The organism is Trichococcus sp. K1Tr, assembly GCF_028309625.1.
Classification (GTDB): domain Bacteria; phylum Bacillota; class Bacilli; order Lactobacillales; family Aerococcaceae; genus Trichococcus.
The window spans coordinates 34,586-59,176 of the sequence record NZ_JAQMHR010000001.1; the positions used below are offsets into that span (position 1 = coordinate 34,586).

The window sequence follows — 24,591 nt, forward strand, 5'->3', positions numbered from 1 at the left end:
GTAAGGAGTTTATGTTTTCGGTACAGTGTACGGCATAGCCGGAATCTGGATACCAGCTTCCAGCAGTGCGGAACGGTAGTTTCCCAAGAACAAGTTTTGGATGCTGTACTGCTGGCCGTTCAATGTATAAAAGATCACCCGATAGGCAAGCTGGCCATTCCCCTTGTCGGTGATGCCAATGACATTCGGGCCTTTGACGATTTCCGGATGCTCCGGCACGAGCCGGTCATTGACGGTTTGGATGACCTGATTGACCGTTTCAAAATTGGTATCCGGATACAAGAGAATATCGATCATTGCCCGCATATCATTTCGGGACAGATTGCTGATGGTCGTGATGGTATGATTCGGCAAAAAATGCAAGGTTCCATCAAAACTCTTGATCTGTGTCGTCCGCAGCCCAACGTTCACGACAGTGCCATCGATGCCGCCGATGACAACATGATCGCCTACATCAAATTGGGATTCCAGGATGATGAAGAAGCCATTGACGATATCATTGATGAATTGTTGCGCGCCAAGACCAATCGCCAGACCCGCAAGACCCGCACCAGCCACTAACGTAGCGATCGGAACACCCATGATGGAGAGGACTCCGTAGGTCAAAAAGAAGAACAATAGATAACGCAAACCATTCTCGGCTATTTTATAGATGGTGGTAGCGCGATTCTGCGTGATGTGCTTGGTCAATATTTGTTTTTCGAAAGTCCGATGCAACACGTAGTTGGATAAACGTTTTAAAACAAAAAAGATGAGCAGCAAAAAAAGCAAGGTTATGCCTTTTGAAATAAACAAGCCCAAAATCTCTTCCCAAGCGATGCTGTTCCACCATTTGACGAAAATATTTGAGTTCGTCACCACTTCCTCTATCAAATCTTGCGCAAGAGCACTGTCTTGTGTACTTGCATCATTCATAAAAAACCCCTCATTTCTGAAACAATTGTTACCATTGTATCAAATAACCTGGCTTATTAAAATGAAGATACGATTACGTTTTTTTGAAGAAAGCATGTCCGGAGCAGCAGAATCCATTTCCAGGTGAATTGGCGTTGTTTTAAAGGGGTTTCAATAGCATATCGGAAATGTCTATGGTATCATTTTATTATAAATGAAATAAATCTTATAAAAATTCGTACAATGCTTTGACAGATGTGAGTATGAATTAAGAAGGAGTGAGTACAAATAATGGGGTATGGTGAAATTGCAGCTTTGATTGCTGCGCTAGCTTTTGCGGTATTGGTGGTTTTCATCATCTTGGCTTTGAGGAAAGTCACTGACATCTTAGGCGAAGTTGAAAAAGTGACCCAGGAAGCGAATAAAAGCCTGGCTGTCATCACTAAAGATGTCGATCACTTGTCGATTGAAGTCGAAGGCTTATTGAATAAAGCCAACACGCTGGTGGACGACCTGAACGGGAAAATCAGCAAAACAGATCCTTTATTCACCGCAATCGGCGATTTGGGTGTGACTGTCTCCGATGTGAACCAATCAACCAGAAATTTGGCAGTATCACTTAAAGGCGGAGGGAAAGGCGTCAAAAGCGCATCCGGTTCCTCCACTGTCGGAAAGCTAGGACGGACAGCAATGGCAATTGCCCGTCAACGGCAAGCGAAGAAAGAATCGAAGGATACAAAGTTCAAAACTTACTGAAGCGTCAACCAAACCATAAACGAAAAGGAGATTGAATATTATGACAAAAAATAAAGGCGGATTTGTATTAGGGGCAATCATCGGTGGGGCAGCTGCAGCTATAACAGCTTTATTGTTTGCGCCAAAACCAGGTAAAGACTTGCGCGATGACATCACGGAGGAAGTCAATAATCTGCTCGATACAGCGCGCGATTACGCAGACATCGCTGTAGAAAAGGGCAATGAGTTCATGGATGTCGCCAAAGAAACTACCGAGGACATCAAAATCAACTTGAAGGACACGACTTCATCCATCAAGACACAATTTTCCGAAACATCCAAACATGTAGGTGATGATTTAAAGAAAGTAAAGGAAGAAATCAAAGAGAAAGCCACTGATGTGAAAGAATTTGCCTCTGTCATCGCTGAGGAGGGCAAAGAAGAAGTTGCAGCCGTAACGGAAGAGAAAAAAGCGGCAGTGGAAGAAAAAGTTGAAGAAATCAAAGACAGCGTGGAAGACATCTAAACGCAACAAAAAAAACAGGCAATCTGCCTGTTTTTTTGTTGAAGGAAAGTATTATAGGCTAGTCTGTTTCACAAGCACAACCGACTAATCAATCAATTTTGAATAGGTGTCTATGCCAGTGGGTGTGTGCGTGAAGGATTCAAAGCTTTCAGCGGTCACAAACCCGCAATCCTCGACCCTGACCCCGATGTCCCCTTCGATGTAGATGCCGGGCTCGATGGAAAAACACATGCCTTCAGTAAGGACCAGTTCATTGCCTTCCATGATGGATGGGTATTCGTGCACGCTTTGACCCAAGCCGTGACCCAGACGATGGTTGAAGTAGCGGCCAAAGCCTGCATCCGCAATGATCTTCCGCGCTGCGGCATCCAATTCGCCGGCTGTGATGCCGGGGCGAACCGCAGCCATCGCTTCATCATGTGCTGCCAACACCAAATCGTAGATCTTTTTTTGGTGCGCAGATGGCTCGTCACCAAAGAAAAGGGTGCGTGTCACATCACTGGCATAGCCTTCGTGCATGGTTCCCAAATCGAACAGCACAAACTGGTTTTGCTTGAGCTTTGTGTCGCCGGGGACGCCATGGGGACTGGCTGCATTTTCGCCGAACAGCACCATGGTGGTGAAGCTCATTTCGGCTACGCCTCTTTTTTTCAGCTGGTATTCAATTTCGGCAACGACTTCCAACTCGGTGATGCCCTCGCGCAGCGCTTTGGCGCCTATTCTGAGAGCTTCGTCCGCCCAATGGCCTGCTTCCTTCATGAAGGTCAGTTCTTGCTCGTTCTTGATCAGGCGCATTTCCTGAAGCATTTCGCTGATGTTGTGCCCGAAAGTTGCCGTCGGGAAATGAGTCCGCAAAGCTTCCATGCGTTCGACAGTCAAGAAATCTTTTTCGATGGACCAGTCCGACTGGTGTGAATGACGCTCTTTTATGCTGGTTGCCAGCATTGTCCAAGGATCTTGCGTATCCATGTAGCTGACCACATCAAATTCCGCAGCGGTATTCCGCGCATCATTTTCTTCCAGCGCAGGGACGAACAGCAGGGGAGGTGCATCCTTGAAAAGGACAGCCGCCAAGATCCTTTCATGCGGATCGCTCCTGTATGAGGAAACGTAAAAGACATTTTTAGGGTCGTTGAGAAATACGATATCGACATCTTGTGTTTTCATCAAATTGATAATTGAGTTTAAAGGCATTTTTAATGTGACACCTTCCTTTCTTTAGTATTATAGCATATAATGAGGGTTCGATTTCTGAATAATGCAATGTGAAATTTTCATGAAAACTTTTATAAAACGCTTGCATATCTCGTGAAACCATGGTAAATTCTTTATAAGCTTGTAAAATAATCAATATTTACAACATTATGTTGAATAATGGAAAATAAAAAATTGAAAACAATTGAGATAAGGAGCAACATAAATGGAAAAACAAACGATTACAATTTACGATGTGGCTCGCGAAGCAAACGTCTCCATGGCAACTGTTTCCCGCGTAGTGAACGGTAATCCCAACGTGAAACCATCCACAAGGAAAAAGGTATTGGAAGTCATTGAACGTTTGGATTACAGACCGAATGCGGTCGCCCGTGGTTTGGCAAGCAAGAAAACAACGACTGTCGGGGTTATTGTACCTGATGTCACTAACTTGTTCTTCGCATCTTTGGCACGCGGAATCGATGATATCGCTACAATGTACAAATATAATATCATTTTAGCGAACTCCGATCAGAATGACCAGAAAGAAATCCAAGTATTGAACACCTTACTTGCTAAACAAGTGGATGGCATCATCTACATGGGCAATAAGATCACAGATGAGTTGCGCGCAGAATTTTCCCGTTCCAAAACGCCGGTCGTGCTGGCGGGAACAATTGATCCTGAGCAACAAGTTGGAAGCGTCAATATCGATTACATCGGCGCAACCGAAGAAGTAGTTGCGAACATGATCGCGAACGGCAAGAAGAATATTGCTTTCGTATCAGCATCTCTTTCCAATCCGATCAATGGACAGCATCGCCTGAAGGGCTACAAGAACGCTTTGGTCAATGCAAATATTGCCTTTAATGAGGCTCTTGTCTTCGAATGCGAGCCTACTCTTCAAAATGGTGAACTATTGGCTGAACAATTACTTGAAGCTGGAGTTGATGCAGCGTATGTAGCTGGTGATGAACTTGCCATCGGCCTGCTGAATGGTATCATCAATGCAGATGTCAGCGTTCCTGAGGCGTTTGAAGTCACTGCCAGCAACAATTCCCGCATAACAGAAATGGCGCGTCCAAAATTGACGTCCATCATGTTGCCGCTGTATGATATCGGCGCTGTTGCGATGCGTTTATTGACTAAAATCATGAACAAAGAAGAGATTGATGAAAAATCCATCATCCTTCCTTACAAAATCGTCAACAGAGGAACAACATTACCTAAAAAGTAATCGGTCCATCCGAAAGACAATCAAGCCCAAAAAGCCCTGCATCCGAAACAGATGCAGGGCTTTTTTCTATTCAGAACAAGAACAAGGCATCTTGCTTTTCTGATTCGGCGGCAAGCAGCTAACGACAAGTAAAAGGCTGCCTCTAGCGGCAGCCTTTCGCTTATTCTTCTGTTGTTGGGGCTTCGTCAGCAGGTGGAGTTTCCTCTTCTGCTTCCGCGTCATCGGGTGCTTCTTCATCTTCGGTTGCGGGCGCGTCCTCTGCATCAGCAGCATCGTCTGCAACGTTGTTTCGGTTTGCCGCTGCAGCAGCCGCCGCTGCCGCATTGCGTCTCGCTGCTGCTTCAGCCAGGTAAGCATCCCAAAATTCTTCCAGATCTTTATCGGTAGCACCTGGTGAGAATTGATAGGAGATTTCTTTCGGTAAATCATCTGCTTTGAACAGATCGCTCCTTGTGGCACCGTTAAGGGTGACGGACAATCCATTCGCGAAGGACACGGTTCCGGCTAAAGTTCCGGTTTCGGCCAACACCGATTTTTCGACAATCCCTTCCGGTTGTTGGTGCGTCTGATCGGTGCCAAGGATGTCCGGATTGATGCTGTAGATCTTGTTGGCGATCTGGGACCAGTAATTCAGATTTCGCCCGGTCGGAAGGCCTTGGTTGTTAGGATCATAGAAGACATGCTCTCCCTTGTAATTGTCATAACCCATCCAAGAGCTGAGCGTGACGGTAGGGGTGCTGGCGATGAACCAGATATCCCGGTTGGCTTCCGATGTACCTGTCTTTCCGGCCCAATCAGCGCTGAAATTGAGATAGTTGTTGATTGATCTGCCTGTGCCATCGGTGATGACGTCGCGCAGAATGTCCAAAGTCAGATAAGCGGTGTCTTGCGAGAATACTTCAGTCGTTTCGGATTCGTGCTGATAAACGACTTCCCCGTGCTTGTCCGTGATCGTTTCGATCAGATAGGGCGAAACGTGATCGCCTCCGGTTGCGAAAGTCGTGAAGGCACTGGTCTGTTCCAAAACGGTAGGGCCGTCATTCGTTGCTCCGATCGCCAAGGATGGATTGCCATATTCCGATTCGTCGATCGAAGTGATGCCCATTTTTTCAAGGTATTGCCCCGGATTCATGCCTGCATCGTTCATGGCGACATAGAGCTTGATCGTAGGGTTGTTTTTTGATTGGTAGAGCGCTTGGCGAGCAGTCATGTAAGTATTGGAAATGGTGTCGCCGAAGTTTGTAGGCTCCCATAGTGTGCCATCGGGCTGTTTGATGCTTATTTTCGTATCAGGCACCATGGAAGCAGGGTAAATCAGGTTCTGTTCGATCGCCGGCGCATAGACCAGCAACGGCTTGATCGTTGAGCCAGGTGAGCGGTTGGTGCTGAAAACGTGGTCCACTTGATTGACCGAGAAATCACGGCCCCCGATGAATCCGATGATTTTCCCGGTCTGGTTCTCGATCAATACACTACCTGTTTGGGCAAGCTCCGTCACTTCCTGCGTGACCCCATCTGCATCAACATAGGTATCCACGAATGTTTCTCCCAAAGTTTGCCCATATTCTGATGCGACTTCCTGCATGCCGTTGTAGATGTCTTTGTCGACCGTGCTGTACACATTGTAACCGGATAAGCGCAACGTGTTGTCCGCATTAGCATAATATTCGTTGTACAGTTCGGTGTCCGCTTCCAGATCCTCCAAGGTGAGGTCGTTAACGGCTGCAGCCTGTTCCATCAGCACGAGGATCGCCTCACGTTCGACGGCTTGATAAAGGTAACTGTTCCTGTCCTCTTGCGTGGCGTGGGCGGCGATGAAATCCTGGGTGATGTCATATGCGATTGCAACATCATACTCTTCCTTCGTGATGTATCCTTCGCTGAGCATACGGAAAAGAACGGTATTTTTCCGGTTCAGGGCCGCAGTCAAATCTTCTTTCCTTTCTCCATATTGCGTGAAAGGGGTGTAGGTATACGGATTCTGCGGGATTCCCACCAGAAAGGCTGCTTGGGCCAACGAAACATCGGCTGCATGGATGCCAAAAATACCATTTGCCGCTTCCTCTATGCCAGCGATATTGGAACCGCTGCTGTTTCGTCCGAAAGGAGAGACGTTCAGGTAGGCTGTCAGTATTTCATCCTTCGTAAAGAAATTTTCAAGCCGCAGCGCCAACAAAATTTCATTGGCTTTGCGGGAAAAGGTCACTTCATTCGACAGTATCTGTTGTTTGACGAGCTGCTGCGTCAAGGTGGAGCCGCCGCTTTGACTGCCGAAACCGGTCAATTCAGTCACTAAGGCCCTCAGAATGGCCTTGGGCACGATCCCTTCGTGGTCGTAAAAGTTTTCGTCTTCCGTTGCGATGAGCGCCTCTTTGATGATCGGAGAGATGCTTTCCGACCCGACGGTAGTCCTGACCAAGTCGGTGCGGATTTCTGAAATGGCTTCGGTATTTGCGTAGTACATAGTGGAGACGAGTTCGACATTGCCGATGTCCTCAGCCATGCTTTCGTATGTAGGGGCTGTCTCTTTTGAAATCAAATTAGCGAAGTAACCCAATCCTGCGCCACCCCCAAAGATGCCCAACAGGATCATCAACAATACGATTCCGGTAAAAATATTCCGGATCACACCAAAAAAAACATTGAAACCGAAAGCTCCTTTTGAGAGAAGAGGCTTCATGTTTGTTTCTGTGTCCAGTTTCCGTTTCATTCTTCGCAAAGTCACTTTGCCTTGATCCATACGCTTGTGGGTCCTTTGCTCCCAAAGTAAGGCTTTTTCCTTAGTTCTTGCAGCATTTTCTTTCGTGAAAATCCGCTGGAGGCTGCCATTTATCGATTGCCCAAGACGTTTTAAAAATTCCCCGGTCTTTTTCAGCCATTTTTTCGCTTTATTTCCATCTGGATTGTTCATAAATTCCCTCTTTCCTTTTCAGGTGGTCACTTATCAGTATAACAAAAAAGCTTTGCCCTGACTATTACATAGCATGAACAATCACTAAGTCGGAGGAACCCAAAAAAATCAGCAAGGAATGTTATCCTTGCTGACCCCGTTGCTGTTATGCTGTTGTGGCAGCAGAGCTCTCAAACGGCTCACCGATGGCGGCCAAACGCTCCGCTACGTCAGACTGCGTCAATTGATTGCGCTGCACATAATAATTCGGCTGGTGGACGCGGCATTCATGCGAGCAGCTGCGCATGTACTTGTGTTCATTCTCTTCGGAACAAAGCATTCTGCGGTTGCAGCTCGGATTGGCGCAATTCGCGTAGCGTTCGCATGGCGTACCGTCGAACCAATCTTTTCCGACCACGACATGTTCGATGCGATTGATGTCGACACCGATACGCTCATCGAATACATACATTTTCCCATCCCATAGGTCGCCTTTGACCGTTTCGTCCTTCCCGTAGGTTGCAATCCCGCCATGCAGCTGACCGACATCCTTAAAACCTTCCTTGACGAGCCAACCTGAGAATTTTTCGCAGCGGATGCCGCCGGTGCAATAAGTCACGACGCGTTTTTCCATGAATTTTTCCTTGTTGTCGCGGATCCATTGCGGCAATTCGCGGAAGTTTGCGATATCCGGACGGACAGCGCCGCGGAAGTGGCCGAGGTCGAACTCATAGTCGTTGCGGGCATCGATGACCACTGTGTTTTCGTCAAGGATAGCTTCGCGGAACGCTTCCGGGGACAAGTATGCACCAGTCAATTCATTTGGGTCAAGATCGTCTCCTCCCAGGTGCAACGATACGATTTCCTGACGAGGACGGACAAACATCTTTTTGAAGGCATGGCCGTCCGTCTCATCGATTTTGTAAGTGATGTCGTTGAAGCGCGGATCTGCGTTCATATGCTCAATGTATGCTTGCGTTTGTCCAACGGTCCCGGAAACTGTTCCGTTGATGCCTTCTGGTGCGACCAAAATTCTTCCTTTTAAGCCGATTTCTTTGCAGAATCCTAGATGTTCTTGCGCGAATGTTTCTGCATCCTCTATCGGTGTATATTTATAATAGAGTAGGACACGATATTCTTTTGTCATACTGCTCCCCCTAATTCAATCTGTTTTACTTCGAACGTTATGAAATTATACACATTTTGTAAGCGAAAAGCCAAGAATATGCTCAAAGACGAAAAAAAGGCGTCACGCTTTATATGGGAGGGTGCTGCGTGCTAAACTTGCACTGAACACAAAAAGAAAGCGAGGGAATAAGATGGGCATTTGTACATTGATCGTAAATCCGTCGTCTGGGGGCGAAAAAGCTACTGGCTATTTGGATTTGATGCGGACGCAATTAAGCGAAATGTTTGAAGAGGTCACCGTCAAAGACACCGAAAAACAGGGGGATGCCGAACAGTTTGCCCATGAAGCGGCAACCCACGGGCATGACGCAGTTTTCTGCATGGGCGGCGATGGAACAGTCAATGAAACCATCAACGGGTTGGCGGCAGCCGGGAAAACCGTATCCTTCGGGTTTGTTCCATTGGGCACCGTCAATGACCTTGCAAGAGCGATCGGCATCCCTTTGGAACCGGAACAGGCCATCGCAATGTTGGACAAGGCAACCTTGGTCGATTTGGACATCGGCAAGGTCAATGATCGTTATTTTGTGTCGAATGTCGCTGCAGGTGCGATCCCCGAGGCTGTCGAAGGGGTCAGCGCGGAAGAAAAAACAAAATATGGTCCACTGGCTTATTTCATAGAAGGAGGAAAAGCATTAGCGAAACAGACCATGCATCGGTTCCGCATTACAGTGGATGGAGAGACCTTTACACAGGAATCGCCACTCATTCTGATCGCGTTGACGAATTCGATCGCCAGCTTCGAAAGTTTCATGCCCCAAGCAAAAGTCGATGACGGCAAAATGCGGATGGTCGTTTTCAAGGAGTTTAACTTGTTGGATTCGGTTAAATTATTGCCGAAGCTCATCAGAGGCGAAATCAAAAATTCGGATGCGGTCATCTACAAATCATTCAAACAAGCCACTATTGCTCTTGAAGATGGCGATAGTTTGATCACCAATGTCGACGGTGACAAAGGCCCGGCATTTCCGCTGGAGATCGAGATACTGCCTGCCTTCATCAAAGTTTATGGGCCGGCAGCCACTTGAATAAAAATAAATCCCCACGACCGATAATTCAGGTCGTGGGGATTTGTTCTGTCCTCAGATGTATTTTTCGGTCAAACGCAGGAATTCTTCCACGTCTCCCGCCATGATTTCCAAGCCTTGGTTCCAGAAATCCGGTTGCGTGATATCGGCTCCAAGATGCTTCATCACAAGGTCTTCAGTTGTCATCGATCCGGTATCCCGCAGCAGCGAAATATAGGTTTCTTCAAAATCACCATTCTGCTGCAGCGATTGCGCATAAATCCCCAGGCTGAACAGGAAGCCAAACGTGTAAGGGAAGTTGTAGAATGGGACGTCATCGATGAAAAAGTGCAGTTTGCTCGCCCAAAATAGTGGGTGATATTCACTCAAAGTCTCTTGGTAAGCCTCCTTCTGGGCAGCCTCCATCAGACCGGACAAACGTTCTGCCGTGACAAAACCGTTCATCCTTTCGGTGTAGAATGACTTTTCGAAAAGATAACGGGCATGGATATTCAGGAACATGGCCGTCGCATTTTCAAGCTTCGTATTGAGCAGGGAAATTTTTTCTTCATCGCTGCTGACTTCCCTGACAGTAGCAGCGCTGATGATGGTTTCCGCAAAAGTCGATGCCGTTTCGGCGACGTTCATGGCGTAGCGCGTGTTCAGATCCGGCAGGTCGCGCATCACGTGGGAATGGAAGGCATGGCCCAATTCATGGGCGAGTGTGCTCATGTCGCTTGCCGAACCCGTAAAGGTCATGAAAATCCGTGATTCTTTCGATTCCGGATAATCTTCGCAATAGCCGCCAGGTCTTTTTCCTGAGCGGTTTTCGGCTTCAATCCAGCGATTCTTGACGGCATCCAAGGAAAAGTCAGCCAGTTTCGGACCGAAGGATGCGAAGTGTTCGATGATGTAATCGACCGCTTCGTCGAAGCTGAAGGTTTTTGATTGGAAACTGCCGAGCGAAACAGGGGCATCGACATCATACCAAGCCAATTTATCCTTGCCCATCAGAGCGGCTTTGCGGTCCAAGAACGAAAGGAACGGCTGTTTGTTCGCACTGATGGCCTGCCACATCGTATCCAAGGTCTCGCGCTTGATGCGGTTGTAGCGCAACGGCTCAACCAAGAAATCCTCATCCTGGTGCGCCTCGAAATCCGCCAAACGGAAACCTTGCAGGTGATTCAGTGTATCGGCGAATGCTGGAGCAAGTCCACCCCAAGCTTTTTCCCATTCGACGAATATTTTTTTGCGCACGCTCGGGTCGGGATCGGCATACATCCGATTCATGGCTTGGCCGGCGGATAGTTCGCTCAAAGTTCCATCAGCCTCCTCAAAGGGAATCTTGATGAAGGATACGAGCGTGTCATAGTGTGCGCTCCAACCGTTGAAACCATCGACACGCAATGTCGCCAATAAGGCTTCTTCCTTGTCGGACAGGAGGCGGCTGCCTTGTTGGCGCCATTCCGACAGGGCGAATGTAAGCGGGGAAAAGGCAGGCTTTTCGACCAACAGATCCCAATCGCTTTCTTTGACGGCGGTTACTTTTTTCTTCAGAGTCGTTTGAATAATCGTTAATTTGCTGTACAATTGAATTATTCGCGCATGGATCGCGCTTGCATCCAAATCCGCGACATCGGCTGATTGGACACCCGTTATGAAACTGTTGCATTGCATCAAGGCTTTTGCGTACAATTCCTCGTAATGAAGCAAATCCTGAAAATCAGGATATTCCGGTTTGTCTTGATCGGGGTCCCAAGCGTTTGCTGCGGATTCGAAGTCCTTCAATCCGTCTTGGATCGACTGTATCTTTTCCAGTAGTGCGGGCGAAGAACTTCCGCCTTCAAAAAATGAGTCCAAATCCCAGGTAAGGCTATATTTCATGTTGTTCATCCTCTCAGACTGAATTGACTAACGTAATGCCATAATTTCATTATAACAATTTTCAACAAAATATAAAAAAGAATTCACATCAAGAAAGGAAAAAAGCTGCATGCAAAGAGAACAAAAGAGCAATTCATACATAGTGGGCGCCATTCTGATCATGGGTTACCTCTATTACCGCGCCACTTTCCAACAAGATCTTTATGCGTTGCCGAACATCATCGCGAACCTGCTGCAGGCACAACCGCTATCCGGGTTATTCGCAACCTTCACCTTCCGCTACGGGGAGCAGGTAATCAGCATGGAGTCATTGGGCTATTTCGGATTTTTGGGATTCTTCGGCAGCAAAATCTGGTTGTTCCTGTCCTACTCCATACTGGCTTACCTTTGGTATGGCGGACTTTCCGGGAAAATGCGGGAGGCATTTACGCCTATGATTGTAGCGCTGTTGCTTTCCGTGAGCTACGCGGCTGCGGATGAATTTCACCAGTCGTTTGTGTCTCCTGCATTTGCGATGAAGGAAGACGTCATTTTGGCAAGCGTAGGGGTAATTTTGGCGATAATCGCCGGTTGGTTCTTCCTGACTTCCAGAAAAGGCAGAAAGTGAATTGCCATAAGCGGTTACTTTTGATAAAATGATTGAGTAAATTAATAGATGAGAAGAGGGATCTGAATGTCAGGACATTCAAAATGGAGTAAAATCAAAGGCGCAAAAGGCGCTGCAGATCAAAAACGAGGTAAAATTTTCCAGAGATTATCGAAAGAAATTTATATGGCTGCAAAAAACAGCGGTCCGGATCCCTCATCTAACCCGAGCCTGCGCATGATCATCGATAAAGCGAAAGCGGCGAACATGCCGAACGACAACATCACCCGCGCCATCAAAAAAGCAACATCTGCTGGAGAAGGCGAAAACTATGAAGAAATCACTTATGAAGGCTACGGCCCGAACGGTGTGGCCGTTTTGGTCCATGCTTTGACCGACAACCGCAACCGTACCGCCACAAACATCCGGGTCGCTTTCAACAAAAACGGAGGATCTTTGGGAGAATCCGGTTCGGTGAGCTACATGTTCGACCGCAAAGGTTATATCGCGATCGAGCGCGAAGACTTGGAAGTGGATGAAGACACGATGTTGATGAGCGTGTTGGAAGCCGGTGGGGAAGAGTTGCAGACGAGCGATGAAGTATTCGAAATCTACACAGATCCTACCGATTTTGATGCGGTTTGCGAAGCGTTGAAGGCAGAAGGCTACGTGTTGGCCGAAGCGGAAGTCACGATGGTTCCGCAAACTTTGTCGGCTATCGCAGCGGATAAAGAAACGCAATTCAGAACGATGCTGGAAAAACTGGAAGAAGACGATGACGTCTCCGAAGTATTCCACAACGCTGATCTGGACGAGGAAGAATAATTTTTTACAGAAAATCAAAAAAGGTTGCCTACCACTGTCTGTTGACAATGGAAGGCAACCTTTTTTCGGATTCGTCTTGGCCACACCTAAGTGTCAATGCCGCCTTCCTGCAATCGCTTTCTTCTTTGGCTTGTAGTATAATTTAGTTAGCCAAAGTCGAACTTTCCTTGGACTTTTCGAACAAGGCTCTTAAAGCGAAGCTATCATTATCCGATCGGGATAAACAATGAATGGGGGACAGCCGTATGGCAAAAGTAATATTTGTGATTGCACCTGAAGACTTCCGTGATGAAGAATTATTCATGACCCAGGAAGAGGTTGCGAAATGCGGACATGAGATGTGGATCGCCAGCCACAAGACCGGGACCTGCATGGGTGTGCATGGCGGGATCGCGCAGTCGGATCTCTTGGTTGAGGATGTCGATACGACCAGTTTTGATGGAGTGGTGTTCGTTGGGGGAACGGGAAGCCGCGTGTTCTTCGACGATCCGCATGCGTGGATGTTGGCACAGGCGATGAATGGGCAAGGAAAAATGGTTGCTGCAATCTGCATCGCGCCGGTCATCTTAGCGAACGCGGGTTTGCTTAAGAAGAAAAATGCGACTGTTTTCGAATCCGAGATTGCAGCTATCGAAGCCAAAGGGGCAGTTTATTCTGAATCCGGTGTGACCGTCGACGGCAATATCATCACTGCGAACGGTGCGGATCAAGCAAAACAGTTCGGGCTGGAAATCTGCAAGTTTTTGGCTGGCTAAAGTGGAAACACGGCTGTTGGTGAGGAATTGGAGGCGGCAGGGAATATGGAAGAACTGAAAGCCAGAATAGAGCTATTGAAGGAACGGGATCCGGTCAAGATGCAGGACCTGGAAAGGAAATTCGGATTGCTGAAGTTCGAGCTCCAGGAAGCGAAGAAAGCGGTGGAGCAGCAGGAAATCACCTTGGCGGATGTGAAAGGCGAATGGATCAAAGACAATTCGGAGGAGAACCTCGCCGTCATGCGCGAGGAAGAACAGAACCTGAAGATTGCCAGATTGAACTACAACGCCGCAGTGGAGAAAATGGACATCATGAAGACCGTCGTTTTTCTACTTTCCTGACAGGCTGAAAACAGTAAGATAAAGAAGCATACATAACGAAAAAGATCGGCAGGGACATTTTGAATGCTCCCTTACCGGTCTTTTTCGTTATGCAGTTTTTTTGCGATCATTTCGACTGCTCGTCGATGAAGTCGTTGATTTTTTGTTGATAGTGCTCATCCGAAATCAAATAAGAGAATCCTTCGCCGATGACGCTTTGGGCTTCGCTGATTGTGAAGAAAGCCTTCGGATCGATGGCTGTCACAATCCGGTTGAGCGGCATCAATTGCTGTCTGTTGACGACAATCAAAATCACCTTCTTCTGGCTTTTGGAGTAATAGCCTTCGCCTTCCAAAAAAGTCATTCCGCGGCCGATTTTTTTATCGATTGCCTCAGCGATTTCCTGATGCCGCTCCGAGATGATAAGGACTTGTTTCTTCGGATTGAACCCTTCCAGGATGAAATCAAGCACTTTCGTTTGCACATAGAGATGCACGACAGTCAAAACGACATTCTCCAGCCCGATGACGAAGATGGAAGGTCCGACGACGAATAGGTCCAATACGACCAGTGCGATACTGGTGCTCCAGCCGAGATATTTATTGAAAATCAAGGCGATGATATCGGTCCCGGCCGTGGAACCTCCCGCCTGCATCACGAGGCCCAAGCCTGTACCGACCAAAAATCCGGAGCAAAGCGGCGCCAGAATGATTGTTTCCATCGGATAGCGCCAAGCAGCCGTCAGATAGAGAAACACCGACATCAACAGTGTGGCCAAAAGCGTCAGCCTCATGGTCGATTTTTCCAAAAAGCGGAACCCGATGACCAGTATGATGGCGTTCAATACGAAACTCGTTATGGCTACCGGGACATCCATGGTATAGAAGGCCAACAAACTAATGCCGGTGACGCCGCCTTCACCAAGATGGTTCGCAACGGAAAACATATTGATGCCCACCGCGAACAAAAATGTTCCGATCGCAATCAGAAGCATCGAACCAGCAACGTTTTTTTTCAAAAAGTTCACCTCCTTTGTACTTGAGTGATCCCGTATGTTTTTCGCGTACGGGACCGCTATTTATGCCAATATAACATATTTTTAACTAAGTTTCTCGTCTGATAAAGAGCGGACGAGAGGATTTTGCAGAAGCTATAAGTGACGGCAAAATAGAAATGAGGTGATGAATATGGAAGAAAAAGCAGAGAGCCTGTTGGCCGATGCAATGCGGCTGGGTGTTTCCGACATCCATCTGCTCCCTTATGAAGACCACTATGAACTCTTTTTCCGCGTGAGTACCGGATTGTCAAAAGTAGCGGAGTATTCAATCGAAAAGGGTGGACGACTGATTTCTTATTTTAAATTCCTTTCGAACATGAATGTGGGCGAAAGGCGGAAACCGCAATCCGGTGCTGTCAGGTACCGGCTGAACGGAAAAAAAATAGAACTGAGGCTGTCCACCATCGCAAATTTCCGCTACCAAGAGTCGCTTGTCATCCGCATGCTGTACGCCAATCCGGGTTCTGAGCCGGGATTGCACGCATTTTTCCCGGCCCAGGAGGCGGAGTTGCTCGACCTGTTGGACCACAAGAGCGGGCTGGTGCTGTTTTCTGGACCTACCGGGTCCGGCAAAACAACAACCATCTATCATTTGCTGCGCAGGAAATACGCCGATGAACCGTTGCAGATCATTACGATGGAAGACCCGGTCGAAATTGAGGAGCCGCTGTTTCTGCAGGCCGAAGTGAACGAAGCGGCGGGCATAACCTACGATCTGCTGATACGCCAGTGTCTGCGCCATCATCCGGACATCCTCGTCATAGGCGAAATCCGGGATGAGGAAACAGCCAAAATGGTAGTGAGAAGCGCATTGACCGGACACTTGGTGATTGCAACGATCCATGCCAAAGAGTCGTTCGGGGTATTGGAAAGGCTGCGGGAACTGACTATTTCTTCCGAACAAATGAAGCAGACGCTGCTCGCTGTAGTCTCCCAACGTCTGATCGCAAAATATTGTCCGCTGTGCTCCGGTAAGTGCACGATTCACTGCGCCCACTATCATGTAAACGAAAAGTCGGCTGCCATCTACGAAATATTGGCAGGCAAGGAGCTGCAGAATCATCTGCAGAACAAGGAGGACGGAAAGCGGTTTGTCACACTGAATGATAAATTGCGAAAAGCCTATGCATGTGGATACATTACGGAAAAAAATTACCTGGAGAATCTCGTCTGAAAAACGTTGGCAGGCAAAAGAACAGGCTTATTTTCTGAGGCGCTTGGGTGAATTGCTGAAGGAAGGTTTTTCGTTGTCCGAAGGGCTCGCCTTTCTGAAGATGATGCAACCTAAGCGCGTGGACGATATCCAGCGCATGCTGGCCAAACTGGAAAAAGGCATCAATCTTGCGGATGCATTGGCTGGATGCGGCTTTTCGGAGCAAGTCGTATCGCAGCTTCGGCTATCCTTCCTTCACGGGAAATTGACGGAAACTTTGCTGTTTTGTTCAGACTTCCTGACGGAAAAGGACAAACAGCTGCATAAGCTCAGGAATGTCTTGGTCTACCCGTTGTTTTTGCTGGTGTTCGCGAATGTTATGCTGATTGCGATCAGGCAAGTCCTGCTTCCCAGTTTGGAAACGATGCTGGTGCCCTCGGAAGAAGGTTCCGGCGTGATAGTCCGAATCATCCTGATTTACCTGGAGAACCTGCCGCTCATCATTTTGGGCACTTTGGCATTAGGTGCCGGTTTGTTCCTGATGGCAAAAAGTTATTTGAAAAAGAAGTCAGCTTTCCAAAAGTCGTTGCTGTTCTGCAGGATCCCGCTCTTCAGCAAATGGGTCCAACTCTACTATTCCTTCTTTTTCAGCCGTGAATACGCCTATTTCTTCCGCAACGGCATGCAGTTGAACCAAATCGTTTCGCTGATGCGCGGCGATGAAGGGACTGCCTGGATGAAGGAAATATCCGGATTGGTGGAGGAAGGGTTGATGCAGGGAGACAGCCTGACGACGATCATCAAGCGTTATCCGATCTTCAAAGAGGAGATGGGGTGGATCATCTATCACGGCGAACTCACCAGCCAGTTGCCGATCAAGTTGAGCATGTACAGCGAAGAATGTTTCCGACTGCTGATTGCGGACATCGAACAGAAAATCGGCTGGCTGCAGCCTGTCTTGTTTCTCATGGTCGCCGTCATCGTGATGGCGATCTATCTTATATTGTTGATGCCGATGCTTAGTTCATTAGGAGGTATGTATTAATGAAAACGATCAAAAAAACACTAAAAAATAAAGAAGCTTTTACTCTTATGGAAATGGTCCTCGTCCTTTTCATCATTTCGGTGCTGATGCTGATGATCATCCCAAATGTGGCGAACACGAAAACTAGCGTGGAGACCAAAGGGACGGATGCTTTGGCGGTTGTCGTGCAGACACAGGCTGACATGTACGAGCTCGATACGGGGACGGAAGCTGCCAATTTCGCTGAACTCAAGGCTGGTGGTTACCTAAGCGACAATCAAGTGACCCAAGCAACTGCCAAACTGACAATTACAGGAGGAAATGTTTCTAAAATTGAATAATTTAAATGACGGGATAAATAATGTATAAAAGCGGATTTACATTATTGGAGAGCCTGTTGGTGCTGATGATCGCATCCATGATTTTGCTGCTCACCCCGCAATTGGAAACCGCAACGGATGAATTCGCGTTCAATCTGTTTTTGGACGATTTCCTGACGGAACTGCACACGGCTCAGAGTTATGCGGTCATCACCGGGAACGGCGTTAATATGGATGTCGTGCGACCAATCGGCGCAACGCATTACGCTGTTTTTAAAGACGGCGCCGGATCGGACCGTTACATCAACCGCAAGCTGCTGTTGCCTGAAGGATCAAGAGTGATCCAAGGCTACACCGGATTCATCAAAGGGGGCAGCGGGTATCTGCAGCCGAATTCCATCATCATGGAAACGGCCCGATATCGCTATACCATCACAATCCAATTGGGGAGCGGTCGTTATGAAGTCAACAAAGCTAAACGATAGCAGCGGTTATATGCTTTTCGAAAGTCTGATTGCTTTGGCCATGGTCAGCATCTCGCTCTATGTGCTGCTTCCGCATTCCGTTCAATTTTTCACGACATTAAAAGCGGCGGGAGCGGAAGTTGCCTACTGGCGGGTCGCGCAGGACCAGATGCAGGTCATCGCCAAGGGAGGAAATCCAATCGGAAGTCAGGCTTCCGGAGGGATGCTGTTCACCACTACTTGGAATCCGGAAACCGCACAACTTATAGTGAGCGGTGGTGATGGGACAGAAAGGGTGAAGGTGCGTGCCGACGAAATCCAAGCGGGAAGTCCATAAACAATCGCAAGCCGGCTTCACTTTGTTGGAAGCGGCTTTTGCACTGACTGTCAATACGATGGTGCTCCTTCTGATGATGGGAGGCATGGAGGTGATCCGCACTGCGAATATCCAGCTGGAGAAGACCCAGGATGCGGAATGGCATCTTTTCCTGATCCAACTCGAGCATGAGTTGGCGGACGAGTTGTTGGTGCAAAAGACAAGCACGACCATCCGCACCAAATCACAAAATCCGGCCGATACCGCTGCGTATACCTATGAATTCCGTATCAATAAAGTCCTCCGTTACAAAAACGGGGCCGGCTATCATCCGATGCTGCTGCACGTCAAAGCGCTGAAATACGAGGTGACCAATGAAGGGATTTCTGTCCAGGCTACGCTTTCGGACGACCAGGCGCGCAGAGCGCATCTCATCCTGCCGAAGGCACCCATTTAATAGGGATCGTTCACGGGGAAAGCGCGGCTCGATCTTGCCGATCACCATTTTCTACTTGTTCCTTTCACAAATGATGCTTTTCGGAATCATAAGGGTTTATGAGAATCAGCTCTATCTGTACAGATTGACGGAAAACCACTACAAAGCGCAAACTTTGCTGGCCTACACAGACTACTGGCTGAAGGATCATAACAAAGCATCGACTCCGGAAAATCGGATCGTACCGGCTTCCCTGTCTTTCGAAGAAGGAATCGTGCACTGCGTGGCGGATGCGAGCGGCAAAGTCACTGCCACCGTGACCCTGCAAAATGCCTACAGCGAAACGCTGGTATTGGAAATCCTGTCTCCGGAGTGATACGCTAAAAAGAAAGGTCTTATAGAGAACGAGACCTGAGATAAACAGTATAGAAAACCGAACAAGTAACCCAGAGGTTCGTCGGGTTACTTGTTCGGTTTTTTGGTAGTTCATCGAATTTGGAATCGAATACTGACCCCAAAGCTCTTATAGACGAATTTCCTCTATCTATGCGGGCTCTTTTTTGATATACTTGATAGGTATGTTTGTAAACAAACAGGCTATTTTTTTTGGAAGGAAGTATGTGAAATGAGTAGAGTCTCAAAATTGCAGGCTGCCATCAAAGCGAAGAAGATGGATGCAATGCTGGTGACAAGTCAATATAACTTACGTTATGTTTCCAATTTTACGGGTACGACCGGTCTGGCGGTCATCACTCAAGAGGAAGCTTTTTTTGTGACCGACTTCCGTTATACCCAGCAAGCTGCATCACAGGCGCAGGGGTTTCAGATTATTCAGAATAAAGGGCCGATATTCGATGAAGTGAAAAAGATTGTGGAGGAAAAGGGACTTTCGTCTCTAGGCTTCGAAGACGCCATCATGTCTTTCCGCAGCGTCGAGGATTTGGAGGACCTGGTGACTTGCGATTTGCTTCCTTCTTCAGGCATCATCGAAGAATTGCGTGAAGTCAAAAACGAAGCAGAAATCCAGACTATCAGACGGGCTTGTGAAATTGCGGATGCCGGATTTATGTTTATCCTTGATCATATCCGTCCAGGGGTTTCGGAAATAGAGATTGCTAACCGTTTGGATTTCCGCATGCGCGAATTGGGAGCGAGCGGTGTTTCGTTTGAAACGATTGTCGCCAGTGGCATCCATTCCGCTATGCCGCATGGTGTGGCCAGTCCGAAGTTGATCGAAAAAGGCGACTTCGTGACGCTGGATTTCGGTTGTTATTACAATGGCTATGTTTCGGATATGACCCGCACGGTTTCAGTGGGGCAACCGCATGCAGAATTGAAGAAGATTTACGAGATTGTGCTGGCTGCCCAATTGCGCGTGAATGCAACGGCAAAAGCTGGCATGACCGGCATCGAAGTCGACAGTGTCGCACGCGACTACATTACGGAACAAGGGTACGGAGATGCGTTCGGCCACTCCAATGGCCACGGAATCGGGTTGGAGATTCATGAGGGACCGAATACATCGCAAAAAGCCGGGAAAGTGCTTGTCCCAGGAAATGTCATCACAAATGAACCGGGCATCTATCTCGCTGGTCTTGGCGGCGTCCGGATTGAAGATGATCTTGTGATCAGGGATAACGGCAACGAGATTTTGACGCATTCTCCAAAAGAATTGATTATTTTATAAAAAAATAGAATCCGAACTAAATTAATGGTAAACTTATTTCAAATGAGTTGCCACAGGAGGAATTATTAATGATTTCAGTAAATGATTTTAAGACAGGCCTGACGATCGAAATTGATGGAGGGTTATGGAAAGTTGTCGATTTCCAACACGTAAAGCCAGGTAAAGGTGCGGCTTTCGTCCGTTCAAAATTAAAGAATCTTCGCACAGGAGCTGTACAGGAAAAAACTTTCCGTGCGGGTGAAAAAGTCGGGAAAGCGCATATCGCGAACCGCAAAATGCAATTTCTGTACGAAAGTGCCGGTGCTTATGTCTTCATGGACACTGAAAACTATGAACAGATTGAATTGAATGCAGGCCAAATCGAATATGAATTGAACTATCTGAAAGAAAATATGGAAGTCAACATCCTGATGTATGAAACAGAAACAATCGGTGTCGATCTTCCGAACACAGTAATCCTGCGAGTGGAAGAAACTGAGCCAGGGATCAAGGGCGATACAGCTTCAGGCGGTTCAAAACCGGCTAAAATGGAGACTGGATTGATGGTCAACGTACCATTCTTCGTGAATGCTGACGATATGCTTATCGTCAACACAACGGACGGTTCTTACGTATCCCGCGCATAATGTTTCCCAAGAAAGGAGAATGACAGATGATGGAAGAAACAAACATTCCTTTAGCAAACGGTCCGGCTCCACTGGGAGAGATTGAAATTGCTCCTGAAGTGATTGAAGTGATCGCGGGTATTGCAGCGAATGAAGTAGAAGGTGTTTATGCGATGCAAGGGTCTTTCAAGACCGGCGTCAATGAATTATTGGGACGCACTGCCCATAACAAAGGTGTACACTTGACAGTCGATGAAAATGGTTTGGCGGTTGATGTGTACTGTTACATTAAGTACGGGACTTCCGTACCGAAAGTCGCTTTGGATATGCAAGAAAAAGTGAAGGAACAAGTCCTTTACATGAGCAATCTCGAAGTGTCGCAAGTGAACGTCCATGTGGTTGGCCTTGTCGCACCGAAGCCCGAAGACAATACCTATCTTGATTTGGATGCAGAATTGGGGGAGAATGCGTGAGCACTTCCCGTTTAACCAGAAGAGAAATCAGGGAAAAGGCGCTCCAAGCCCTTTTCCAATTGAAAACGAACGAAGAATTGACCCCTGAAGAAGCCATCAAGCAAGCGGTTCTGAGCGATTCAGAGGAATGGAACAGCGAAGAGGATGTCGAAATCCAGGATTATCCTTATTTGGTCACATTAGTGCATGGCGTTTTGGATAATCAAGCGGCGATTGATGAAGCGATCCAACCTTACCTGAAGAACTGGACTGTGGGCAGATTGGCCAAAGCAGACGCTTTGATCATGCAGATTGCTGCTTATGAAATGCTGTTGGGAGATACGGAACAGGTGCCTCAAAGGGTAGCGTTGAATGAAGCAATCGAAATTTCAAAGCTTTATTGCGATGAACAGTCGAGCAAATTCATCAATGGCGTATTGTCCAACCTAATTCCTAAAACGGAAAATCCTTAATGCTTCGGCATAAGGGTTTTTCTTTTTTTGTCGATGAATTCGGGCAAGCCAAGCCCGCTTTTCTAACCGTAATCCAAGATAATATGTTAAAATAGACGGTAACACCAAGGAAAAGGAGATTGATTAATGGAAACGATTATCATGGATGGAAAAGGCTTAGCCAAAAAAATGCAGGATCAGATGAAAGAACAGGTAGCAGCATTGACAGCAGAAGGGAAAACCCCGGGTCTTTGCGTCATTTTGGTCGGCGAGGATAAAGCGAGTCAAGTCTATGTCCGCAATAAAGAGAAACAATCCGCAGCAATGGGCATGAATTCGCGTGTCGTTCGTCTTGCGGCAGATATTTCCGAAGCAGATCTCCTGGCAGAAGTTGAAAAGCAGAACCAAGATGAAAGCATGCACGGCATTCTGGTACAGTTGCCTTTGCCGAAACACATAGATGAACAAAAAGTTTTGCGCGCCATCCGTTATGAGAAGGATGTGGATGGTTTCCATCCGATGAACGTCGGCAACTTCTTCCTGGGCAATGAATCAGCTTTGCCTTGCACACCGTACGGCATCATGAAGATTTTGGAAGAATACAACATCGAACTTGAAGGTAAAAAAGCATTAGTGATCGGCCGCAGCAATATCGTCGGCAAACCGATGTCCATCATGCTAATGAACGAAAACGCGACAGTCACGATCGCTCATTCCCGCACTAAAAACCTGAAAGAATTGGCTAAAGAGGCTGATATCCTGGTTGCGGCGATCGGCAGAGGCCATTTCGTCACTGCTGATTTCATCAAAGAGGGCGCAGTCGTCATCGATGTAGGGATGAACCGCAGTGCAGAAGGCAAATTGATCGGCGACGTGGACACGGCCGGTGCAATGGGCATCGCAAGCCATATCACACCAGTTCCTGGCGGTGTCGGTCCGATGACCATCACGATGTTGTTGCAACAAACAATCGATAAAGCAAAATAATCAAGGAGGCACAAAGTTGGAACCTGTCTATCTCAGCGTCACTGCTTTAACCAAATACATCAAAAGAAAATTTGATGCCGATCCTTATCTCGAGCGTGTCTACCTTACTGGTGAAATATCCAATTATCGTCCGCGTCCGGGCCATCAATACTTCAGCCTGAAGGATGACCATGCCGTCATCTCAGCAGTGATGTACAAAGGCAGATTCGACAAGTTGGCCTTCAAGCCCAAGGAAGGGATGAAGGTGATGCTCATCGGACGGGTGAACGTCTACGAATCGGGCGGAACCTACAATATCATGGTCGAGCATATGGAACCGGATGGGGTCGGTGCTTTGTACCAAGCGTTTTCGGAACTGAAGGAAAAATTAACGCGTGAAGGGTTGTTTTCCCTGCCTAAGAAAAAGCTGCCAGTTTTTCCGAAACGCATCGCCATTGTGACTAGCCCAAGCGGTGCGGTCATCCGGGACATCATGACGACTGTGAAAAGAAGATACCCAATCGTCCAGCTCGTGCTCTATCCGACCATTGTGCAAGGAAAGGATTCCGCTGCCAACATCATAAAGAATCTTAAGGCAATTGAGCAAAAAGGGGATTTTGATGTGGTCATCGTCGCAAGGGGGGGCGGCTCCATAGAGGATCTTTGGTCCTTCAATGAGGAAACAGTCGTCCGCCAAATCGCGGCCATGAGTGCCCCGGTCATCTCTTCCGTAGGGCATGAAACGGATACGACGTTGGCTGACTTTGTTGCGGATGTCCGTGCCGCTACTCCAACAGCGGCGGCGGAGTTGTCTGTGCCGGTGTTGAGCGATGTCATCCGTTATATCCATCAGATCGACAACAGGCTCTATCAAAAGATGCGGCATCTGCACACGCTGCAACAACAGCGATTGAATCGCGCCATGCAATCCTATATCTTCAGACAACCGGAGCGGATGTATGAAGGTTATGCCATCAAAGCGGATCAGGTGCAACAACGCCTGGCGAATCAGATGCAGCAGCAGATCCATTTGCGCTCCAATGAGCTGCAACGGCTGCAAATGCGCCTGGAAAACCGCAATCCTGCAAGGGACGTGCAGCTGGCAGGAAATCGCAGACAACAGCTTGGCGATGAACTGAAAAGGGCCATGGATCGCTACCTGTTACAGAAAGGGATGCGCATGACATCGGCTATGCAGTCGTTGGACTTGTTGAGTCCATTGAAGATCATGTCGCGCGGGTACACTTATACGACAAGGGACGGGAACATAGTCGCATCCGTCAAAGAGTTGCGCAGCGGCGATAAATTGAAAGTGAATTTTTCGGACGGTTATGCCGAAGCAGAAGTAAAACATGTGGTGGAGGAAAAATGATGAAGGCCGAAAAGAAAGTAAGTTTTGAAGAAGCGATGAACCAATTAGAAGCTATTGTAACAAGACTGGAAGCAGGGGATGTCCCATTGGAAGAGGCATTGGAGCAATTCAAGGTCGGGATGGATCTCAGCAAGTATTGCCAAGACACTTTGAACAATGCTGAAAAAACGCTGACGAAAATCGTCAACCCGGATGGTTCGGAAGCGAATTTTGAAGAACCGGCAACCCAAACCGAAGGAGAATGA

General features: G+C 47.6%; 28 protein-coding genes. 22 read left to right on the forward strand and 6 right to left on the reverse strand.

From position 1 onward, the window contains the following. Nucleotides 1-9: 9 nt before the first annotated feature. Nucleotides 10-915 (reverse strand): mechanosensitive ion channel family protein, encoded by a 906-nt coding sequence (locus tag PH235_RS00175; protein ID WP_272160423.1) that lies wholly within the window; start codon nt 913-915, stop codon nt 10-12. Between the two features lie 270 nt (nt 916-1,185). Between PH235_RS00175 and PH235_RS00180 the strand changes: the two genes are divergently transcribed. Further along, nucleotides 1,186-1,650, forward strand: coding sequence for a DUF948 domain-containing protein (locus tag PH235_RS00180; RefSeq protein ID WP_272160425.1), 465 nt, complete (start codon nt 1,186-1,188; stop codon nt 1,648-1,650). Nucleotides 1,651-1,690: 40 nt separating this feature from the next. After that, nucleotides 1,691-2,155 (forward strand): YtxH domain-containing protein, encoded by a 465-nt coding sequence (locus PH235_RS00185; protein WP_272160427.1) that lies wholly within the window; start codon nt 1,691-1,693, stop codon nt 2,153-2,155. Nucleotides 2,156-2,239: 84 nt separating this feature from the next. Here the strand turns inward: PH235_RS00185 and PH235_RS00190 are convergent, their stop codons facing one another. After that, nucleotides 2,240-3,349, reverse strand: coding sequence for a M24 family metallopeptidase (locus tag PH235_RS00190; protein WP_272160429.1), 1,110 nt, complete (start codon nt 3,347-3,349; stop codon nt 2,240-2,242). Nucleotides 3,350-3,575: 226 nt separating this feature from the next. Between PH235_RS00190 and ccpA the strand changes: the two genes are divergently transcribed. Continuing rightward, on the forward strand, nt 3,576-4,586 hold the full coding sequence (gene ccpA / locus PH235_RS00195) for a catabolite control protein A (protein WP_272160430.1): 1,011 nt from the start codon (nt 3,576-3,578) through the stop codon (nt 4,584-4,586). A gap of 160 nt (nt 4,587-4,746) precedes the next feature. Here ccpA and PH235_RS00200 read toward each other — a convergent pair whose 3' ends face one another. Beyond that, entirely contained in the window at nt 4,747-7,497 is a 2,751-nt protein-coding gene (locus tag PH235_RS00200; protein WP_272160432.1) for a transglycosylase domain-containing protein, read from the reverse strand. 145 nt (nt 7,498-7,642) lie between these two features. Beyond that, complete coding sequence (gene trhO / locus PH235_RS00205) at nt 7,643-8,623, reverse strand: oxygen-dependent tRNA uridine(34) hydroxylase TrhO (protein WP_272160433.1); 981 nt, start codon at nt 8,621-8,623, stop codon at nt 7,643-7,645. A 172-nt stretch (nt 8,624-8,795) separates the two neighbouring features. Here trhO and PH235_RS00210 point away from each other — a divergent pair, with 172 nt between their 5' ends. Beyond that, a complete protein-coding gene (locus PH235_RS00210) occupies nt 8,796-9,692 on the forward strand; it encodes a diacylglycerol/lipid kinase family protein (RefSeq protein ID WP_272160434.1) in 897 nt (298 codons plus the stop codon). 54 nt (nt 9,693-9,746) lie between these two features. Here PH235_RS00210 and PH235_RS00215 read toward each other — a convergent pair whose 3' ends face one another. Then, on the reverse strand, nt 9,747-11,555 hold the full coding sequence (locus tag PH235_RS00215; RefSeq protein WP_272160435.1) for a M3 family oligoendopeptidase: 1,809 nt from the start codon (nt 11,553-11,555) through the stop codon (nt 9,747-9,749). A gap of 109 nt (nt 11,556-11,664) precedes the next feature. Here PH235_RS00215 and PH235_RS00220 point away from each other — a divergent pair, with 109 nt between their 5' ends. From PH235_RS00220 to PH235_RS00235, 4 genes are all read left to right on the forward strand, one after another. Then, a complete protein-coding gene (locus tag PH235_RS00220; protein ID WP_272160437.1) occupies nt 11,665-12,162 on the forward strand; it encodes a VanZ family protein in 498 nt (165 codons plus the stop codon). A gap of 66 nt (nt 12,163-12,228) precedes the next feature. Beyond that, nucleotides 12,229-12,966 carry a YebC/PmpR family DNA-binding transcriptional regulator gene (locus PH235_RS00225; RefSeq protein ID WP_272160439.1) on the forward strand — a complete coding sequence of 246 codons (738 nt, stop codon included), beginning with the start codon at nt 12,229-12,231 and terminating at the stop codon, nt 12,964-12,966. A 245-nt stretch (nt 12,967-13,211) separates the two neighbouring features. Beyond that, complete coding sequence (locus PH235_RS00230) at nt 13,212-13,721, forward strand: DJ-1/PfpI family protein (protein WP_272160440.1); 510 nt, start codon at nt 13,212-13,214, stop codon at nt 13,719-13,721. Between the two features lie 45 nt (nt 13,722-13,766). Further along, a complete protein-coding gene (locus PH235_RS00235; protein WP_272160442.1) occupies nt 13,767-14,063 on the forward strand; it encodes a hypothetical protein in 297 nt (98 codons plus the stop codon). 106 nt (nt 14,064-14,169) lie between these two features. Here PH235_RS00235 and PH235_RS00240 read toward each other — a convergent pair whose 3' ends face one another. Continuing rightward, entirely contained in the window at nt 14,170-15,060 is an 891-nt protein-coding gene (locus PH235_RS00240) for a YitT family protein (protein ID WP_272160444.1), read from the reverse strand. A gap of 169 nt (nt 15,061-15,229) precedes the next feature. Here PH235_RS00240 and comGA point away from each other — a divergent pair, with 169 nt between their 5' ends. From comGA to PH235_RS00310, 14 genes are all read left to right on the forward strand, one after another. Then, on the forward strand, nt 15,230-16,273 hold the full coding sequence (gene comGA / locus PH235_RS00245) for a competence type IV pilus ATPase ComGA (RefSeq protein WP_334223625.1): 1,044 nt from the start codon (nt 15,230-15,232) through the stop codon (nt 16,271-16,273). Further along, entirely contained in the window at nt 16,230-17,297 is a 1,068-nt protein-coding gene (gene comGB, locus PH235_RS00250; RefSeq protein WP_272160448.1) for a competence type IV pilus assembly protein ComGB, read from the forward strand. Before comGA ends, comGB begins: the two co-directional genes overlap by 44 nt. Beyond that, nucleotides 17,297-17,617: a competence type IV pilus major pilin ComGC gene (gene comGC / locus PH235_RS00255; RefSeq protein WP_272160450.1), complete on the forward strand. Its 321-nt coding sequence runs from the start codon at nt 17,297-17,299 to the stop codon at nt 17,615-17,617. The genes comGB and comGC overlap by 1 nt, the downstream gene beginning before the upstream one ends. Before the next feature lie 20 nt (nt 17,618-17,637). Further along, nucleotides 17,638-18,081 (forward strand): prepilin-type N-terminal cleavage/methylation domain-containing protein, encoded by a 444-nt coding sequence (locus PH235_RS00260; RefSeq protein ID WP_272160452.1) that lies wholly within the window; start codon nt 17,638-17,640, stop codon nt 18,079-18,081. Beyond that, entirely contained in the window at nt 18,056-18,397 is a 342-nt protein-coding gene (locus tag PH235_RS00265; RefSeq protein ID WP_272160453.1) for a hypothetical protein, read from the forward strand. The genes PH235_RS00260 and PH235_RS00265 overlap by 26 nt, the downstream gene beginning before the upstream one ends. Then, nucleotides 18,366-18,833, forward strand: coding sequence for a competence type IV pilus minor pilin ComGF (comGF, locus tag PH235_RS00270; protein ID WP_272160454.1), 468 nt, complete (start codon nt 18,366-18,368; stop codon nt 18,831-18,833). Before PH235_RS00265 ends, comGF begins: the two co-directional genes overlap by 32 nt. 34 nt (nt 18,834-18,867) lie before the next feature. Next, complete coding sequence (locus PH235_RS00275; RefSeq protein WP_272160455.1) at nt 18,868-19,188, forward strand: hypothetical protein; 321 nt, start codon at nt 18,868-18,870, stop codon at nt 19,186-19,188. 249 nt (nt 19,189-19,437) lie between these two features. Beyond that, the gene (locus PH235_RS00280; RefSeq protein ID WP_272160456.1) at nt 19,438-20,499 is read left to right on the forward strand and encodes a M24 family metallopeptidase; all 1,062 of its coding nucleotides are present in this window, start codon (nt 19,438-19,440) and stop codon (nt 20,497-20,499) included. Between the two features lie 68 nt (nt 20,500-20,567). Further along, nucleotides 20,568-21,125: an elongation factor P gene (gene efp / locus PH235_RS00285; RefSeq protein ID WP_086627787.1), complete on the forward strand. Its 558-nt coding sequence runs from the start codon at nt 20,568-20,570 to the stop codon at nt 21,123-21,125. A 26-nt stretch (nt 21,126-21,151) separates the two neighbouring features. Then, nucleotides 21,152-21,577, forward strand: a complete 426-nt coding sequence (locus PH235_RS00290; protein ID WP_272160457.1) for an Asp23/Gls24 family envelope stress response protein — start codon at nt 21,152-21,154, stop codon at nt 21,575-21,577. After that, nucleotides 21,574-22,029: a transcription antitermination factor NusB gene (gene nusB, locus PH235_RS00295; protein ID WP_272160458.1), complete on the forward strand. Its 456-nt coding sequence runs from the start codon at nt 21,574-21,576 to the stop codon at nt 22,027-22,029. The genes PH235_RS00290 and nusB overlap by 4 nt, the downstream gene beginning before the upstream one ends. 126 nt (nt 22,030-22,155) lie before the next feature. Beyond that, nucleotides 22,156-22,995 (forward strand): bifunctional methylenetetrahydrofolate dehydrogenase/methenyltetrahydrofolate cyclohydrolase FolD, encoded by an 840-nt coding sequence (folD, locus tag PH235_RS00300; RefSeq protein ID WP_086627790.1) that lies wholly within the window; start codon nt 22,156-22,158, stop codon nt 22,993-22,995. A 16-nt stretch (nt 22,996-23,011) separates the two neighbouring features. Continuing rightward, nucleotides 23,012-24,346, forward strand: a complete 1,335-nt coding sequence (gene xseA, locus PH235_RS00305) for an exodeoxyribonuclease VII large subunit (RefSeq protein ID WP_272160460.1) — start codon at nt 23,012-23,014, stop codon at nt 24,344-24,346. Further along, a complete protein-coding gene (locus PH235_RS00310) occupies nt 24,346-24,591 on the forward strand; it encodes an exodeoxyribonuclease VII small subunit (protein WP_106449411.1) in 246 nt (81 codons plus the stop codon). The genes xseA and PH235_RS00310 overlap by 1 nt, the downstream gene beginning before the upstream one ends.